Origin of the sequence: Schaalia radingae, from assembly GCF_900106055.1 — a bacterium.
GTDB lineage: Bacteria > Actinomycetota > Actinomycetes > Actinomycetales > Actinomycetaceae > Pauljensenia > Pauljensenia radingae_A.
In genome coordinates, this window is the sequence record NZ_LT629792.1 from 637,183 (window position 1) to 654,290 (window position 17,108).

The 17,108-nt window shown below is 55.1% G+C and carries 13 protein-coding genes; 6 read left to right on the top strand and 7 right to left on the bottom strand.

What is annotated here, in order from left to right; genetic code table 11:
* The first annotated feature begins 29 nt into the window (after nucleotides 1-29).
* The 4 genes from BLT69_RS02705 (at nucleotide 30) to BLT69_RS02720 (ending at nucleotide 6,325) form a co-directional block, all read left to right on the top strand.
* Entirely contained in the window at nucleotides 30-1,760 is a 1,731-nt protein-coding gene (locus BLT69_RS02705) for an ABC transporter ATP-binding protein/permease (protein ID WP_070725030.1), read from the top strand.
* The gene (gene cydC, locus BLT69_RS02710; RefSeq protein WP_058236261.1) at nucleotides 1,757-3,556 is read left to right on the top strand and encodes a thiol reductant ABC exporter subunit CydC; all 1,800 of its coding nucleotides are present in this window, start codon (nucleotides 1,757-1,759) and stop codon (nucleotides 3,554-3,556) included. The genes BLT69_RS02705 and cydC overlap by 4 nt, the downstream gene beginning before the upstream one ends.
* Before the next feature lie 106 nt (nucleotides 3,557-3,662).
* Complete coding sequence (gene manA, locus BLT69_RS02715; RefSeq protein WP_092648339.1) at nucleotides 3,663-4,922, top strand: mannose-6-phosphate isomerase, class I; 1,260 nt, start codon at nucleotides 3,663-3,665, stop codon at nucleotides 4,920-4,922.
* Nucleotides 4,923-5,296: 374 nt separating this feature from the next.
* On the top strand, nucleotides 5,297-6,325 hold the full coding sequence (locus BLT69_RS02720) for a LacI family DNA-binding transcriptional regulator (RefSeq protein ID WP_092648340.1): 1,029 nt from the start codon (nucleotides 5,297-5,299) through the stop codon (nucleotides 6,323-6,325).
* 17 nt (nucleotides 6,326-6,342) lie between these two features.
* Here the strand turns inward: BLT69_RS02720 and BLT69_RS02725 are convergent, their stop codons facing one another.
* The 7 genes from BLT69_RS02725 to BLT69_RS02755 all read right to left on the bottom strand — a co-directional run bounded on the left by BLT69_RS02725 (nucleotide 6,343) and on the right by BLT69_RS02755 (nucleotide 14,715).
* Nucleotides 6,343-6,900 carry an RpiB/LacA/LacB family sugar-phosphate isomerase gene (locus BLT69_RS02725; protein ID WP_092648341.1) on the bottom strand — a complete coding sequence of 186 codons (558 nt, stop codon included), beginning with the start codon at nucleotides 6,898-6,900 and terminating at the stop codon, nucleotides 6,343-6,345.
* A 3-nt stretch (nucleotides 6,901-6,903) separates the two neighbouring features.
* Complete coding sequence (locus BLT69_RS02730) at nucleotides 6,904-7,953, bottom strand: ABC transporter permease (RefSeq protein WP_371935797.1); 1,050 nt, start codon at nucleotides 7,951-7,953, stop codon at nucleotides 6,904-6,906.
* Between the two features lies 1 nt (nucleotide 7,954).
* Nucleotides 7,955-8,977 carry an ABC transporter permease gene (locus BLT69_RS02735; protein ID WP_092648342.1) on the bottom strand — a complete coding sequence of 341 codons (1,023 nt, stop codon included), beginning with the start codon at nucleotides 8,975-8,977 and terminating at the stop codon, nucleotides 7,955-7,957.
* The gene (locus tag BLT69_RS02740) at nucleotides 8,974-10,485 is read right to left on the bottom strand and encodes a sugar ABC transporter ATP-binding protein (RefSeq protein WP_092648343.1); all 1,512 of its coding nucleotides are present in this window, start codon (nucleotides 10,483-10,485) and stop codon (nucleotides 8,974-8,976) included. The genes BLT69_RS02735 and BLT69_RS02740 overlap by 4 nt, the downstream gene beginning before the upstream one ends.
* Before the next feature lie 144 nt (nucleotides 10,486-10,629).
* Nucleotides 10,630-11,697, bottom strand: coding sequence for an autoinducer 2 ABC transporter substrate-binding protein (locus BLT69_RS02745; protein WP_070725038.1), 1,068 nt, complete (start codon nucleotides 11,695-11,697; stop codon nucleotides 10,630-10,632).
* A gap of 403 nt (nucleotides 11,698-12,100) precedes the next feature.
* Nucleotides 12,101-13,267: a class II aldolase/adducin family protein gene (locus tag BLT69_RS02750; protein WP_092648344.1), complete on the bottom strand. Its 1,167-nt coding sequence runs from the start codon at nucleotides 13,265-13,267 to the stop codon at nucleotides 12,101-12,103.
* On the bottom strand, nucleotides 13,264-14,715 hold the full coding sequence (locus tag BLT69_RS02755; RefSeq protein WP_070725118.1) for an aspartate aminotransferase family protein: 1,452 nt from the start codon (nucleotides 14,713-14,715) through the stop codon (nucleotides 13,264-13,266). The genes BLT69_RS02750 and BLT69_RS02755 overlap by 4 nt, the downstream gene beginning before the upstream one ends.
* A 136-nt stretch (nucleotides 14,716-14,851) precedes the next feature.
* On the opposite strand from BLT69_RS02755, the gene BLT69_RS02760 reads away from it, so the two are divergent.
* Together BLT69_RS02760 and BLT69_RS02765 are read left to right on the top strand one after the other, a co-directional pair.
* Complete coding sequence (locus tag BLT69_RS02760) at nucleotides 14,852-15,511, top strand: TetR/AcrR family transcriptional regulator (protein WP_058236269.1); 660 nt, start codon at nucleotides 14,852-14,854, stop codon at nucleotides 15,509-15,511.
* Nucleotides 15,508-17,103, top strand: coding sequence for a xylulokinase (locus tag BLT69_RS02765; RefSeq protein ID WP_257525387.1), 1,596 nt, complete (start codon nucleotides 15,508-15,510; stop codon nucleotides 17,101-17,103). Before BLT69_RS02760 ends, BLT69_RS02765 begins: the two co-directional genes overlap by 4 nt.
* Nucleotides 17,104-17,108: the final 5 nt, after the last annotated feature.

Below are 17,108 nucleotides of genomic sequence, written 5' to 3' on the forward strand. Positions count from 1 at the left end.
CTCAGTTGTGAGGATAGGTAGTAGAAGAGATGAACAGAAAACACGTAGTTATTGCGGTGTCGTGGATGTCGGCGCTTGCGCTCGCGGGCGTGTACATCTGCAGCGGGTACGTCATCGATGCTGTCATCGAGTCAAGGCCGCTGAGCTGGGGGCTGTGGGCCGTTGCGGCTATTTGCGCTGTCGTCACCGGCGTGAGCGCGTGGGCGGCATCGCGTCTTGCGGGGCACAGCGTCGGCGCTATTGAAAAGGAATACCGTCACCGCATCGTGGATCATGTCTTCGCGCGCGGTCCGGCTGAACGCTCACGCGAGCGCACAGGCCGAATCGTCAACTCAGCAACCGACGGCGTGGAACGCGTGGCTAACTATCGCGGCACGTTTATCGGTCCGATGATTGCTTCTCTTGCGACGCCGATTCTGATCGTCGTCGTCATCGCGATTGCCATCGACTGGGTGGCGGCGCTGATTTTGGCACTGGCCATCCCGATCGTGCCGCTTGCCATCGGCGCATTTCGAGCCGCATTCAAACCCGTCTCGTCTCGTTACCGTTCGGCAGCGCGTTCGCTCGCAGCAGCTGAACTCGATGCTATTCAAGGCCTGTCAGCGCTGACACTGATGAATGCCGGCGCGGCAATGGGCCGCCACCTGGCTGACCAATCAGAGAAAGTGCGCCGCAGGGTCATGCGATACCTGGCAGCAAATCAGCTGGTCCTGTTCGTAATGGACGCCGTCTTTTCGCTGGGGATCATCACGGGAGCAGCCTTGCTGGGAACGTGGCGGGCTGGCAGCGGAGCAATCAGCGTGGGCCAAGCTATAGCGCTGGTCCTGCTGTCCACCATCATGTTAGATCCGTTGGATCGGGTCGGTCAGTTCTTCTATGTCGGCATGGGCGGAATGGCCTCACAACGCGAGATCAAGCGCCTGACCAGTGAGCCTGTGGCGGTCAGCGACGCGGCAGATGCGATCGACCCGGATGCGCACGGCGTGGCGCAGCGAGGTGCGGGTGATGCGGTGCGGCGAGGTGCGGGTGACGTGACTCGCGGTTCGGATAGCGAAGAAATTTCCGGAAGCACGGGCGGCACGAGCGGCGCCACCATCGACATCGACCGCGTAAACTTCGCCTACCAGGAAGGTGTCAACGTCCTCACGGATGCTTCACTGCACATCGGAGCCGGTCAGCATGTCGTACTGACCGGGCCATCAGGAGCAGGAAAAACCACACTCGCCACCCTCATATGCGCCAACCGTCGGCCCGACAGCGGATCGATTCGCATCAACGGACACGACCTGACCGACGTGACACTGCAGTGGATTCGACGCCACATCACCACCGTCGAGCAGGAAACCTACCTGTTTACCGGCACGCTGCGCGACAACCTGCTGATCGCAAACCCACACGCCACCGACCAGGACCTCCGCCGCGCACTCGACGCGGCCCGCCTCACGCAGACACTGGAGCGCCTGCCCTACGGCTTGGACACGGAAGTGGGAGAGCGTGGCCTGGCCCTATCGGGTGGGGAAGCGCAACGCGTCGCGATTGCGCGCGCACTGCTCAAGGATGCTCCGATCCTGATCTTGGATGAGCCGACCGCTCACGTGGACCTGAACAGTGAGCACGAGATCCTGCAGGCGCTCGCCCACCTCACCCAGGGGCGCACAACGCTGACCATTTCGCACAGACGCAACACGATCGACCAGTCAGGACGACGCATCACGATGTGCGACGGACAGCTGACCGACGGGAAGGCGGCATCCCGATGAACGAATCACGCTGGAAGACCTCTGCCAGACTGATCAACGTGGCACGCCCTGTCATGGCACCGTTGGGCATCTCGATCACGGCGCGCGTGATCGGAATGGTGCTGCACGTGGCGCAGTACGCAACAGCAGGGTGGGTGATTGGCAAGATTGCCTCCGATATCTCCACGATGCCGCTGCTGACCGTGGCAGTGGTGCTCGTTGTCCTGTCGCTGAGCAAAGCGCTGATGCGCTACCTCGAGCAATTCAGCGGGCACTGGGTCGCATTCCGCTCCCTCGCATTGCTTCGAGGCTACTTTTACGATCGCCTCGAACCGCAAGCTCCTGCGCGCACCGAAAGCGAAGACTCAGGCGACCTTCTTTCACGAGTCACCAAGGACATTGACCGGATCGAAGTGTTCTTTGCGCACACCCTCGCTCCCGGCTTGAGCGCCATTATCTGCCCCGTGATCGTCCTGGCCTATCTGGGATGTGCGGTTTCATGGTGGGCAGTCTTGGCGCTCGCTCCGTTCCTGGTGGCCGTCAGCATAGTCGTCCCGCAGCTGGGGGTGCGTACCACCAGTGACGCTGCACGCACCATTCGAGCGACCCGAGGCGACCTGTCCCAGCACGTCACGGACACCGTCCAGGGCGTGCGCGAGATCCTGACCTTCGCGAACGAGGCCGAGCGGCACCGCACGATGCGACAGCTCGAAGATACGATCGATGAGGCTCAGCGGCGCACAACGTCGGTGGTGGCGCTGCGACGCGGGTTGAATCAGACTCTCGTCGCGCTCGCCTTGATCGTCCAACTGGCTGTCCTCGCGTCATTGGCGAGGGCGGGCGCAGTGAGCATGGCTCAGATGTGCATGGCGCTGGGCGTCACCTTGGCATCCTTTGCTCCGGCACTGGCAGTCGAAGACTTCATGGCTGATCTGGACCAGGCCTTCGCATCGGCGCGCCGCATCTTCGCTATCACCGAGCGTGCCCCGCTGGTGCGAGAACCTGACAGCAGCCAGGTGCGAGACGGTGACGTGAGCGGAAAAGACATGATCGCACTGGATGGTGTCTCATTTGCCTACCCGCCGCGCCCGAGCGCAGCAGGACCATCCCCGCAGGTTCTCCACAATGTCACGGTGTCGATTCCGGCCGGAAGAGTCACCGCAATCGTCGGGTCGAGCGGATCTGGGAAGTCAACGATCGCACGGCTCATTGACCGCATGTGGGACCCCGATCAGGGCGTAGTCAGCATTGGTGGGGCGGATGTGCGCACCGTGACGCGCCACCATCTACGTTCCATTGTCGTGTTCGCCCCGCAGACCCCGTATGTGTTCAATATGAGTGTGCGTGAGAACCTGCTGCTCGCCTGTCCCGATGCCAGTGATGAGGATCTGCAGCGTGTGTGCCGCCAGGTGGGCTTGGATCAGTGGCTGGCCAGCGAACCGGATGGTATGAACACCCGGATCGGAGAGATGGGCCAGCGCATTTCTGGTGGTCAGCGTCAACGCGTCGCCCTCGCCCGCGCACTTCTGGCTGGCGCACCGATTACTATCCTTGACGAGGCGACCTCACAACTCGACAGCGCTACCGAAGCCGTGGTGCTCGATGGCATTCGCGAAGCAACAGCTGGGCGCACACTGATCATCATTGCTCACCGGATCTCCACAATTCGCGGCGCCGACCGAATCATCGTGGTCGACGATGGGCATGTGGCGCAGATCGGCACATACGATGAGCTTGCAGTTCAGGACGGGCCATTTGCCCGCCTTCTGCAACGCGAACGCGAGGGCGAGTCGGCCACAGTGCGGGAAAGTGATTAAGATCGGTTAGAAGTACACGACTGAATCGTCGAGAGCGGGTCGTGCGGCATGCGCGACCAGGATTGTGGTGCGCACAGCGATGCGCACATGCGAGGAGCCACGTTTTATGGAGCGTCTTACAGGCTGGAAGAAAAACGACGCGTGGGGGTCAACCGACGCGATCCCGAATTTCCTGGGCTCGGAACGCTCTGAGTCGCCTGTGTCAGAAGTGTGGTTCGGTGATCATATCGACGGTCCGACGTCGCTGAATGAGAGCGACATAATCCTTCGCGACCTCATCGATCAGGATCCCACTGCCATGCTGGGCGACGGGTTGCTGTACTCATTCGGACCGCGTCTGCCTTTCCTGATGAAACTCATCGCGCCGGCAGAAGCCCTGTCACTGCAGGTGCACCCAACGAAGGAACTCGCACGCGAAGGGTATATTCGCGAAGATGTTCTAGGCATTGAGCGCACAGCCGCAGATCGCACCTACCGCGACATGAACCACAAGCCGGAAATGATTTATGCTCTCACCGACTTTGAGGCGCTTGTGGGCTTTCGAGTCCCACGTAAGGCGCGCCGGTTGCTGGATGGTCTGGAAGGCATGGTTGCCGATTCTCTGCGCAAGCGTCTCAGACTCGCTACCGTGCGATCTGGGCTCAAGATGCTGATCGGCTGGCTTTTTGATGAGGACTCTCCGGCGACGGCCGAGGGAGTGTCAGAATTTGCCGCATCATGCGCGCAGCGCCTGGAGCGCGGCACGTCTCCGTCCCGACGCACCGATGAGATGGTCACGCGGTTGGCCGCCAAGTACGTGGGTGACCCCGGTATCATCGTCGCATTCCTGATGAATCCAGTGTCGTTGCGTCCCGGTGAGGCCGTCTATATTCCACCTCGCCAGATCCACTCCTACCAGTCGGGATTGGGGATAGAGGTCATGGCGTCCTCTGACAATGTGGTGCGCGCGGGCCTGACCCGCAAGTATGTCGATAGCGCTCAACTGGTGGAAATTGCCGAGTTTTCTGCGTTGCCGCCCATTCGCGTTGCCGCCGAGCACCCCAGTGAAACGACCGACACATTCCTGGCACCGGCCCAGGAATTCTCCCTTTCTGTCACCACTCTTCCCGGCACAACGCCCGGCACGCGCGACGTTGCAGGCGAGCCCGTACAGGCCACTGCGCCAGGTCCAGTTCTGATCCCAGGGGAGGGACCGCGCATCTTGATGTGCTTGGACGGCAGCGTTGATGTCATGACCACTGCTCCGCGCGCCCACTCAGCTGCTCACGTGACCATGACGTGTGGTCAAAGCGTCTTCGTCGGTGCATGCGAGAAGGACATTTACGCCAGCGGACACGGCCAGCTCATCCAGTGCGCCACGCCGTAAACATCTTCCGAAGAAAGTAGAGGGGGAGACGGCCGCTCGATGTAGGCAACGTTAGTTGTCAATTTCGCATTTTGGTGAGTATTTCAGCTGCCGGGCACAGCCATATCTACAATTTTCTGCGCTCCAAGTAAACGGGTTTCTGAAGGCTCTTAATTGGAAGCGAAGCGAACAAAGCCAAAGTGTGGTGTATAAGTCGTAGATTTTGGTCGCCAGTAAATCGGAAAATCAAGAGCGGGAGGTTTTGTTGTTGCGCTAGGGGTAGCTGTAGCACAGGAATTCGAATAATTGTCGTTTACTTACTTTCGTGGTGTTTATTAGCTATTAGATGTAGTGAAGAACAGAATGAGCAACGACCTCCTCGTTATACTGGTGACATGGATCAGAAAGGTCGGCGCCGCCCCGTTTTGGCAGATGTCGCGCGCCGAGCTGGTGTTTCGCAGTCCACTGCGTCACGCGCGCTGAGCGCTAAGGCTTCATTAATCTCGACAGCCACGCAGCAGCGAGTGAAAAAAGCTGCGAAAGAGCTTGGATACCAGACGAATCCGATTGCTAGATCGTTACGCCTATCAAAGACTTCGGTGATTGGAATGATTGTTCCATCCATCTCAAATCCATTTTTCACAAGGTTAGTTGAGGAAGTTGAACACGTCTTATACGAGAATAACTACTACCTATATCTGTCGGATTCCCGTCGAAACTTGGATACAGAGGCGCGCCTATTAAGAGCTTTTGAGTCTGGATCAGTTGACGGTGTACTGATCGTTCCTTGTCATGAAGTAAAGTCTGCTCCATCAATTGCTGATTTCACATCCGGTATCCCTCTGATTCAGCTAGATCGTCCCACGACATGCACGAAGTTTTCGGGTGTTGGTATTGATGAACGCCAATCTATGTTCTCTGTCATCAAGCACCTCAAAGACTCAGGTGCTAAGACGATCGGCGTTGTCACCAGCAAGGAAACTGAGCTTACATCAATGCTGAGGCTGAAAGAGACTGAAGAAGCCTGTCGCTTTTATGACGTTTGTCTGCCTAGGAAACTTATTGTTGAGGGAGAACATTCAATTAGTGGCGGAGCGGAAGCTGTTGAGACTTTGCTTGCATCGAATTTGTTTCCAGATGCGTTGGTTTGTTTCAGCGATCTGCTGTCAGTAGGCGCGATAAAACAATTGAAGGATCAGGGAATTGGCGTTCCCGAGGACGTCCTTGTCACTGGTTTTGATGATACGCCTTTTGCTGAGTTATTTAGACCGTCCTTAACAACGGTTCGCCAGCCTGTTGAGCAGATGGCGCGCACGGCCGTATCGATGCTCCTGGAAGCTTCTAGCAGTGTGAGTCACTATCGATTGCCTGGACGGCTGATAAGACGTGAATCAACGCTGCTAGAAGCTTCGTATCAGGATTGATGCCAAGAAAATGTGAGCTAGTAGGCTAGACCTATCGGCTGGTCTCCCAACGTAGCTTCCATCGGATCGACAACTTCGAAGTTGTTCGCTTTATAGGCTTCATAGTCGAAGTTCTCGCACTCGAGATACCCTATGTGGTGATATTCGTAAAATCCAGGCCAGTTTTCGTAGCCGGATCCCAGCTCAGCTTCAAGGAAGGCGTCGGCCATCGCCATACCCAGTGGGGCACCGATGTAAAAAGCGCCCATTGCAAGCAAGTTTGCATTGTTAGCTGCAGCCGCTCTCAAGGCAGCTGGAACGCTTTCGGCAACCGCGGCGTGGACATGCGGTACTTTTGATGCTGCGATATGGATGCCCATCCCCGTTCCGCAAAAGGCTAGGGCTTTGGCAAAGTTTCCTTCGGCCAGTTCTGCACCAAGGCGGAACCCTACTCTGTGATACATAGGAAGATTTTCGTCACTAGGAGTGATGTCGACGACTTCCCAGCCGCGCTCGCGCAAGTGATCTGCAACAGCGCTTTTGAGCGGGAATCCTGCGAAATCGGCTCCGACTACGACTTGTTTTTCAGCGGACATGGTCTATTCTTCTTTCTTCATTGGTTTACGTATCTTGCGAAGCTTTGTACTGTTCAGAGAAATGACGGCAAGCAAAACAGCTCCCCAGATGAGCGGTCTGTAGAAGTTGGAAATACCTGAGAACATGTTCAGACCTGATGAGAGCATCTGCAGGATGCCGATCGCAACAATTACGCCTAGTAAACGGCCTTTCCCGCCATTCGGATCGACACCCCCCAGCACGACTATGAGCACGGTCAATAGTGTGTAGGTGGCTCCATAGTCAGCCTTGGCTGAGTTGTAATTGGCCAGCATCACGATGCCGGCGACTGCTGCCATCAGTCCCGATATGACATAGGTTCTCAGAAGCAGACTCTTCACCTCTAGCGCCGAGAATACGGCAGCAGTCTCATTTGTCCCGATCATTAGTATTTTCTTGCCGAATCCGGTTAATCCCAACAAAAAGCCCATAATGAGTGCACATACCACGAATATCAACAAGGAAACAGGAATAACACCGAATAACTTGAAAGAAAAGACTTGGCCAAACGCCTTAGGCAGCCCGGAGATTGGCTTTCCTGCGGTGAGGATGATCCCGATGCCGCTGAACAGTTCCAAGGTCCCAAGAGTTGCAAGAATTGCAGGAATTCTTACGTAAGCGACGAGAATGCCGTTTAGAAGTCCACACAGCGTTCCAATTACAAGTGCACAACCAAATGCTAGGAGAATCGATAGTGTGGCGCTGCCGCCAGAATCCGAAGTTGGCATGACCGAACGCAGGATCAAAGCGGTGCTGATCGCTGTCACGTTGGCGATTCCAACAACAGACAAATCGATTCCTGCTGTCAACATTGTAGCTAGTACGCCCAGAGCCATTAGACCATATTCAGGAAATTGGACTGCCATGGATGTCCACGTGCGAAGGCTCAGAAACGAGTCGGTTCTAATAATCGCGAAGAAAAGACTCACGGCGAGGAAGACTACAAAAAGCCGGGCGATGTACGGATCCTTCTTGAAGAAGTCCTGAACCTTGGTGAGTATGCTTGGAGACTTCATTTCAACCTGCTTCAACATCTCACTCTCCCTCCACTATGCATGCTTTCCGACGATGTTCTCTCATCACCTGGACAGCGGAAACACCGGTACCAATTACGATGAGCAGTCCAAGAGCAAAGCGCTGCCAGAAGGTAGGAATACCGGTAAGAATCATTGAGTTTTGTACGACAACGATGAGAGACGTTCCCAGAACAACCCCCGTCAGTGAACCCGTGCCGCCGGTAATTGACGTGCCGCCCAACACGACCGCAGCAATAACCATCATTTCCATTCCAAGCAAGTTCGTTGGATGCATCTGGCCCATACCGCACGTACGAGCCATACCAGCCAATGCCGCAATCACGCCGACCAATATGTATAAGACAAACTTGACGCGCCGGACAGTGACACCTGCTCGCACGGCAGCGGCCTCATCTCCTCCGATAGCGTAGAGAGAGCGGCCAAATGTTGTGTATCGGGTAATCACAAATGCTACAAAAAGCACAGCAATTAAAATCAAGATGCTCTTAGGCATTGCGGAAGTAAGACCGCTACTCTTATTTTCCACAATAAATAGTGGTTCACTTCCAAATTCCTTCATTGATGACGGAATATTAGGAATTTGCACAGAATTGAGAGCGCCCTGCATGAAGCCCGAAAAGACGTTTGCCGTTCCTAAGGTGACAATAAGCACTGGAACAGTCAATCGTGAGCAAAACACTCCGTTGAAAGCTCCGAGTAGAGCCCCAAAGACAATGGCAAGTAGAAAAGGAATTGCAATGCCGCCATTGAATGAGTGATCCACCAGAAGGCGAGTGCTTGCGTATACTGCAAGAGACGCTAAAGCCGGAAAAGAAACGTCAATGCCACCTGAGATGAGCACTAGGTGTGCACCGACTCCAAAAAGGCAAGGAACGATTGCGGCATTAATGAGGTCTACGATGTTATTTAGCGTGAAGAACTGACCACTTCGAGCCTGAATAATCACCGCAATCACGCATAATACTAGAAAAACATAAAACTCGTTAGAGCGTTTAAGTTTGTTGAATAGTTTCGTTGTCATGATTCGATCTCCGAAATCTCGTCAGAAATCATAGAATTTAATTCGATCTGAGTTGTGGAATGTGTGTCACAGGACGCGACGATACGCCCCTTTTTCATGACAAGAATTCTGTTACATGTTTCCAAGAGCTCTGGCAAATCGTCAGAAATCATCAGAATTGAAATTCCAGAATCTGCTAAACGCTTGATGAAGGCGTGGATGGTGTACTTCGATCCAATGTCGACGCCCACGGTGGGTCCGTTTAAAATTAGAATCTCAGGGTGGATAGCGAGCCACTTGGCTAGCACTACTTTTTGTTGGTTTCCGCCTGAAAGAGTATTAACTGCGAAGCTCGGGTCAGGGGTCGCAATAGAAAGTTCCTTAACCCACTCTTTTTCTTCTCGTGCCATTTTTGTCTTGTTAAGGAAACCGAAGTGAGTCGAGAACTTCTCAAGGACGCTGACAACGATGTTCTCTCCAATTGAACGTGTGAGAAAGAGCCCTTCAGAAAGTCGGTCTTCTGGAACGTATGCAATTCCGGCTTCGACTGCGTCGCTTACCGACTTGATTTTCAGGTTCTTCCCTGATACTTCAAGAGATCCACCTGTTACTGGGTCGAGACCAAACAATGCTCTTGCAAGCTCGGTTCGACCTGATCCAAGTAAGCCCGCTACGCCGAGAATCTCTCCCTGGTGTAGGTCAAAAGATATGTCGCGAAAGCTGCCTTGACTAGATAAATTGGATACTTTGAGTGAAATCTTTTCGCTGACGTTGTCCGAGTGAAACTTCTGTTCATCAAAGTCACGGCCAGTCATGTACTTTGAAAAAGACCGTCTGTCAAGTTCTTTGCTTTGGCAGGTGATTATTTTCTCACCGCTTCGAAGAATCGTGAACTTCTCTGCGATTTCGAAAACCTCTTCTAGCTTGTGGGAGACAAACAGAATCGCTATTCCCCGGTGCTTCAAATCGAGAATAAGCTTGAATAGTGTCTTGACTTCGTTTCGTGTGAGCGCAGTAGTAGCCTCATCCATGATGATGAGCTTGGCGTCAGACACAAGAGCTCTGGCGATCGCTATCAGTTGTTTGTCTGCTACTGATAGTTCTGATACTCGAGCGTCTATGTCGAGTGTAATTCCAATTCTCTCGAGAGCTTCTCTTGCAACCTGGCGGATCTCACGAGGTTTCACGATTTTCTTACCAGATGCAATTTGAGCGTTTAGGGCTAAATTTTCAGCAACTGTTAAGTTTGGAAATATCGAGAAGTCTTGGTAAATGACTTGTATTCCGTGCGCGATTGCTTCGTGCGGAGAAATCTTACGGACTTTTTCGGTGCCAAATTCGATAGTACCACTGTCGGGGGAGTGAACGCCTGAAATGACTTTGATCAGAGTTGACTTTCCTGAACCATTTTCTCCGGCAAGGCAGTGTATTTCACCAGGGTATATAGAAAAGTCGATATTTTTAAGGGCCTGTACGCCCTCAAAGGATTTGCATAATTTGTGTAGTGCAACTATTGGATATTCATCCATTACTTGCCCCCTAGATGTAGTATGAACAACACTTTTTCGCGTCTTATAGGACTGCTAGTCAGATTGGGTTCCGGACAGGGCGGAATCGGCTGAACAAGAAGCAGTCGATTCCGCCTGCCACGATTTGCTCGTTGAGTTCGCGGATTAGAAGCCGAAGTCGTCGACGTTATCTTTCGTGATGGTCACCCAAGACTTTCCTTGGAGAACTTTGTCTGACCCCGCTGCGAAGTGCATTTCTTCGTAGCCGGGTACCCCAAGATCGACGCCGTCCTTGATTTCTTCTCCGTTCAGAATCTTGGTGGCAAGGGAGGCCATTGCGTATCCAGCATCTGCGGGATCCCAAAGTGTCAAAGCTGAGACAAGATCTCTGTCAAGGATGTCTTTGTTTGTGGCGGGCATTCCAGTACCAGAGGTAAATACCTTGCCTTTAAGTCCAAGCTCATCAATCGCGCGCGCAACTCCGGGTGCGTCGAAAGAGGATGTTCCCATAATGCCTTTGAGGTCTGGGTATTTCTTCAGTAGCTCTTTTGCCGCCTGATATGCTCCTTCTGCATTGTCGGTTGATTCGACTCGTGGCTCGGCTTCAAGCAATTTCATCTTTGGGTAGGCTTCTTGGGCATGCTTGACTCCGCCATCCGCCCATTCGTTGTGAGATGCGTTTGTCACATGGCCAACCATGGTGGTGTACAATCCTTCTTCGCCCATTGCCTTGGCCAAGTTATCCATAATGAATGCGCCATATGCGTCGTTGTCGAATGCCTCGATGTCGTACATAGTGTTTTCTTGTGACGCGCCCTCGTGCGTCACAACAACAATTCCCGCATCCATTGCTTCCTTGAGAACCGGCTCGATTGCGCCGGGGTCGACGGGAACCACACCAATTGCGTCTACACCTTGAGCAATAAGGTCTTGAATGACCTGAGCCTGCATGGTTGCATCAGTTTCTGCAGGGCCTTTTTGGTAGACGTTGAGCCCTGTATCTTCGGCGTACTTTTTGACGCCCTGTTCCATTCGCACGAACCAAGGATTCGTTGCGTCCTTGGGAACGATTGCAATGGAGTAGTCCTTGTCGGACTTTGTTGCATTGTCTGAACCGCTCGAAGCTGAGGACTCAGCCTGGTTGGCTGTTCCTCCGCCGCTGCATGCGGTTACGAGGAAACTCATACTCGCAATGGCAACGATTGCATTAATCCACCGCGTAGACCTTCTCATGATCAACCTCAATCTACTTCGTCGTAATGAATATTTGAAAGGGTGAGGCTTGCGTTGAAAATCTCGGCGGCCACTCCCTTATGGCCTCGTGTAATGACTTCTTGCGCAAGCATGACTGATTGTACTCGCTTGCGGCGAGAGTGAGATCTGTTCCACTAAAGATGGGGTGATCGTAATAGTCTCGCAATTATTCGGATGGACAATTAAAGCCGCTTGCGGATCGCGCGTTTAGCTCAAGATGTGCAAGAGGATGTTAGCGTGGAATTTCGGTTTGTTTGCTGGCTATCTCTGTTTTTCACTGATTCCCAACAGTGATCTGAAATAAGCGGCCGCAAATGTCGAAGACGATTTAGCGTCTGGCTGTTAGTAGCCAACATGGAGTTGTGTGAGTGGGTAATGAATTTTACTGAGTATGAGAGCGATGAGCAGTACTTGGGAGACTGGCCCGCTTGGAGTACTTCAGCCGGTACACCACGTTCATCAAGAGGGAATCAAACGTTGACAACCCCGCCTCGCCAGTGATCTCAGCGATTCGAGCAGCACGCGCATTCTTTTCCAACACGTATTCGATGGCGGCAGCGTCGCCCTCGTCAATTCCCAGACACAATGCGGCACGCGACAAGAGGACGACATTCGAGCCGAGCCTGTTGTCAGCGCGCAGGCCGACGATCTGGGCAAAATCGTCCAGGTGCGGTGTCAACGTACGTCCGAAGAACGTGCTGACCTGCGAATCCGTGCACACGCGGATCGCGGTCACATCCTCACGTTTCGCATAGCACTGTTCATGCAGCCTGACAGTCAGAGTTGACGGGGAGCAGGGCACGAACTGGCCCTCAAGATCGCGCGTGAAATACTCGATCTGCCCTGCCGAATCCGGTGGGGTGCCGGTACGGCGCGACATGACCACGCCGTCAGCATCGGGCGCCAGCTCCGCTTCGGTCAGAGATTGGGGCACGAGGCCCTCGTAAATCTCACGACACACCTGCTCCAGGCGGGTCGCGCGGGCCAGAGCGTCGGACTTACTGGTGCCGCACACCAGCGCGCCGTGAGCACGCATCAACACGACATTCACATCGGGGTGATCAAACAGAACCTGTTCAACACCGTGGTGGAGTGTGTGCGTACCCGGCAGGCCGTAGCTGGCGATCGGCAGGATACCCTGACCCAGCAGACGAGCATGCTCATCGGACAACTTGAAGCTCTCGGGGCTGACGGACAAGGACGACGCGTAGGGCTGATGCGTGTGAATCACCATCGCAGCATCCGCTCGCAGTCGGTAGCACAAGGCGTGCATCGGGTATTCCGAGGACGGCTTGAACGGGCTGCTAGCCTGACCGTCGTCATCCACTTCGCTCAGGTCCTCGGGCTGCATGGTGGAATATGAACGGCCCGAGGGCGTGATGACGAACGCATTACCGCGAACGCGAGCACTGACATTGCCCCAGGTGCGCACTACCAGGCCATGATCGAGCAGGTCGTGAGACAAAGCAATGACGTCCTCGCGTGGACTCGCGGTCAGGGGAACCTGCTCGGGCACCACGTGGCCCGGTCCGAAATCCGGCGCGCTCATAGCTTCGTGACCTGGTCAAAGACACGGTCGAAACGGGTGAGCGCGTCGTCGATCATCTCATCGGAGTACGCAGCCGAGGTGTACAGGCGCGAGCCGGCTAACGTGACGATGCCTTCAGCCATGTAGGCGGCGCCCATATGCTCCATCTCCTTCTTCCGAGCCGATGTCTCCTTCAGGACGTGAGGGATCGTCCACGGTTTCGTCCAGTTGATCGAGAAGTGCATCGTCCCCACTGTCTCCAGGTGACAGATCGACCCCTGGTTGAAGGCGACGAACGGCAGACGATGTTTTTTGATGAGGGCACGCAGACCATCGGTCAAGCGGTTGCCAGCCCGCGTCGCCTTCTCGCAGGCACCAGTTTCAGCGATCTCCTTGACGGTGTAGTAGCCGGCCAGGGCGCTCAGCGGTGTGGCCGCGAGAGTACCGCCAACGAGCGCCTTCTTGACCTTGTCGCCACTTTGGATACCAGCCGACAGGTAGCGCATGTACTTGGTGGGACCACCGACACCGCCGGCTCCGGGGTAGCCGCCTGCGACGACCTTGCCAAACACAGTCAGATCCGGGCGGATCCCCATCAGACCTTGCGCGCCGTGTTCGGACAGGCGGAAGGCGGTGACAACCTCGTCAAAAATCAACAGTGCGCCGAACTTGGTTGCCAGGCGGCGCAGGCCGTGCAGGAAGTCCATCGACACGGGGCGCGTACCGCTTTCAGGGCCGACCGGCTCAACGAAAATGGCAGCGGTTCCGCCGCGCAGCTTGTTGGCCATCAGGGTGCGCTCGACATCCTTGAGATCACCGGGAAAATATTCCTGCGTGTACTTCATCGAAGCCAGCGGGATGCCTTTGGCCTGTGTCCACTTCGAGCCAGGCACGCGAATACCGTATGCCAGTTGATCGCTCCAACCGTGGTAGCCGCCACCCATCTTCATGATGAATTTGTTCTTCGTAGCCAGGCGTGCGATACGTGACGCAGCCGCACATGCCTCGGATCCGGAGTTGAACATGCGGAACATATCGACGCTGTCGAACAACTCGGAAATCAGTTTAGCCAGCCGGTATTCGTATTCATGGAACAGGCCGGTGGATGGGCCGCACGTGTTGAGCAGGTCAATGACTTTTTCACGCACGGACTCTGGATTCGACCCCAGCACCGTTGGTCCGCCTGCCTGCAGGAAGTCGTAATACGTGTTGCCGTCCAGGTCAGTCAGTGTTGCGTCCTTTGCGCTCGTGAACACCAGCGGGAACGGATAGTTGAACGCCAGATTGTGCTGAACGCCGCCGGGGATGTACTGCTGGGCTTCCCCGATCATCTCCTTGGATTTCTGGCACTTCGCATCAAAGTAATCGCGCTCGTAAGCGGCCAGTGCCGACGGTTTAATGGAATAGATAGGTTGTGCGATCAATGAGTCGAGCTCATGTATCACCTGGTCAATTCCAGGTCGATTCATATCCACAGCGGCCTCCTCGCCGGTTTCTACGTGCAGTGAGTACGCACTCATGTTTTCGTCCAAAATCATATCACGCAGCTTTCCGCGTGGTAATCTCTTGGCAAAGGTGAGCTGTTACAGCACTCATGGAGGAGTCATGGTTAACGCCGCAATGAAGCGGTTCCAGGCGCTTGCACCGGAAAAACGCGAACGGATTGAGCGAGCAGCCATTGCCGAATTCGCCGCACACGGCTACGCCACGGCCAACACGAACACTATTGCCGAGCGTGCAGGCATCTCCGTGGGAGCGCTGTTCCGCTACTTTGACACCAAACGCGACATTTTCATGTATGTCGTCGGACGCGCCCAGGACGAATTGCGCACCGCCCTGCTCGCAATCACAGACGAGGGAGACTCCGCACTGACTCGCATCGGTGCCCTCGCAGAACTGGCGGTAACCTCGGCGTCGACGCATCGTGACCTGGTACGCCTGTACTGCGAACTGACAGCCACCGGAAGCGCTGAGATCGTGGCAGAAAGCGTGGATCAGCTTGAAGGCGAAACGTTCAGGATGTACCGCGAACTCATTGCCGAAGGGCAGGAAACAGGTGAGATTCGCACCGATATCGATTCGAGCACGCTGGCGTTCTTCATTGACAACATCATGATGTCGTTGCAGTATGCCCGAGCCAGTGACTATCACATTCAGCGCGCGTTGCTGTATGTCCCCGGGATGAGTGATGCCGAGCTTGCCTCGGGCGCACGTGAATTCCTCATTTCCGCCTTGCAAGTGCCTGAAGGAGGAAACCACAAGTGATAACCGTGCTGGCATACGATGTTGGGACGTCGGGAGTCAAGACATGCCTGTTCGAGATTGATGACCGAATTCGTATCATCGACTCAGTTTCGGCATCGTACTCACTGCATGTTCTGCCTGATGGGGGAGCTGAGCAGGATCCTGACGAATGGTGGCAGGCAATCGTTCAGACCACCCGACAGATTGCCCGCGACCATCCTGAGCAGTGCGCAACACTGACCGGCATCAGTTTTTGCGCGCAGATGCAGTGCCTCGTCATGGTTGACCGACGAGGGCGCCCGGTCTGCCCGGCGATGAGTTACATGGATCAGCGTGCCAGCGTTGAGATGCGACTGATCGGTGGGAAGGCGCCGCGCATTTCAGGTGTGAACGCGGGGATATTGGCCAAAGCCTTGTACCATACGGGTGCGGCACCGGCTTCCGTGAAAGATCCTGTGTGGAAATACCACTGGGTGCGCCGCAACAAGCCCGAAGCGTTCGCGCGTGCCTATAAGTGGCTGGACGCTAAGGAAGCGATCATTGCACGGATGACCGGCAAGTTCGTCATGAGTCACGATTCGGCTTTCGCCACGCTTCTATATGACGTGCGCGCTCGGAAGGGACGGTTCAGTCCCGAAGTGATGCGGGCTCTTCACGTCAATCCCGCCCATATGCCCGAGATTGTGGCCAGCACCGATGTGGTCGGTCCGCTCCTTGCCGAGGCTGCCGACGAACTCGGTTTGCCTGAAGAGACACCGGTGTATGCCGGTGGCGGCGATGCTTCGCTCATCGGTGTAGGAGCCGGTGCGACCGAGCTGCACGATACTCACGTGTATATGGGCACGTCAGGGTGGGTCGGTACCGTCACGGATAAACGCGCGGTGGATTTGAGTGCCATGATTGCAACCGTTGTCGGTGCGGACCCCTCGCGCTACCACTACTTTGCTGAGCTGGAGACGGCAGGTAAGTGCCTGGAGTGGGTGAAGGACCATCTGGCCCTCGACGAAATTAACGTCTACCTGGATAAGCACAGTGTATGCGAGGGGATGGAGGCCCGTTTCCGCAGCCTGTATGACTACATGTCGGAAGTCATTTCCCGCAGTGAACCCGGTGCGGGGGGAGTGCTGTTCACTCCGTGGCTGCATGGCAACCGGTGTCCGTTTGAGGATCCGAACGCCCGCGCAATGTTCATGAATATTTCATTGAATACCGGCAAGACGGAGCTGATGCGTGCCGTCGTCGAAGGCGTGTGTTACCACATGCGCTGGTTCATCGAAACTCAGGAAAAAAAGGTCATGACTTCATCGGTTGTGCGCTTTGTCGGTGGCGGAGCGTTGTCTGATGTGACTGCGCAGATTCTTGCTGACATTGTGGGCCGTCCGGTTGAAGTGACGGAGAATCCGCAGGATGCCGGCGCTGTCGGGGCTGCGCTGCTTGTCGCGGTCGGTGCGGGAATCACTCCGACCGTGGAAAGTGCGCGGCGCTTGGTGACAGTGCACGCTCGCTTCGAGCCGCGCCGCGAACTGGCTCAGACCTATGCACGCCAGTACGACGCGTACCGCAAGATCTACCCAGCCAATAAAAAAATCTTTTCGCTTCTGAATCGTGGGTGATGATG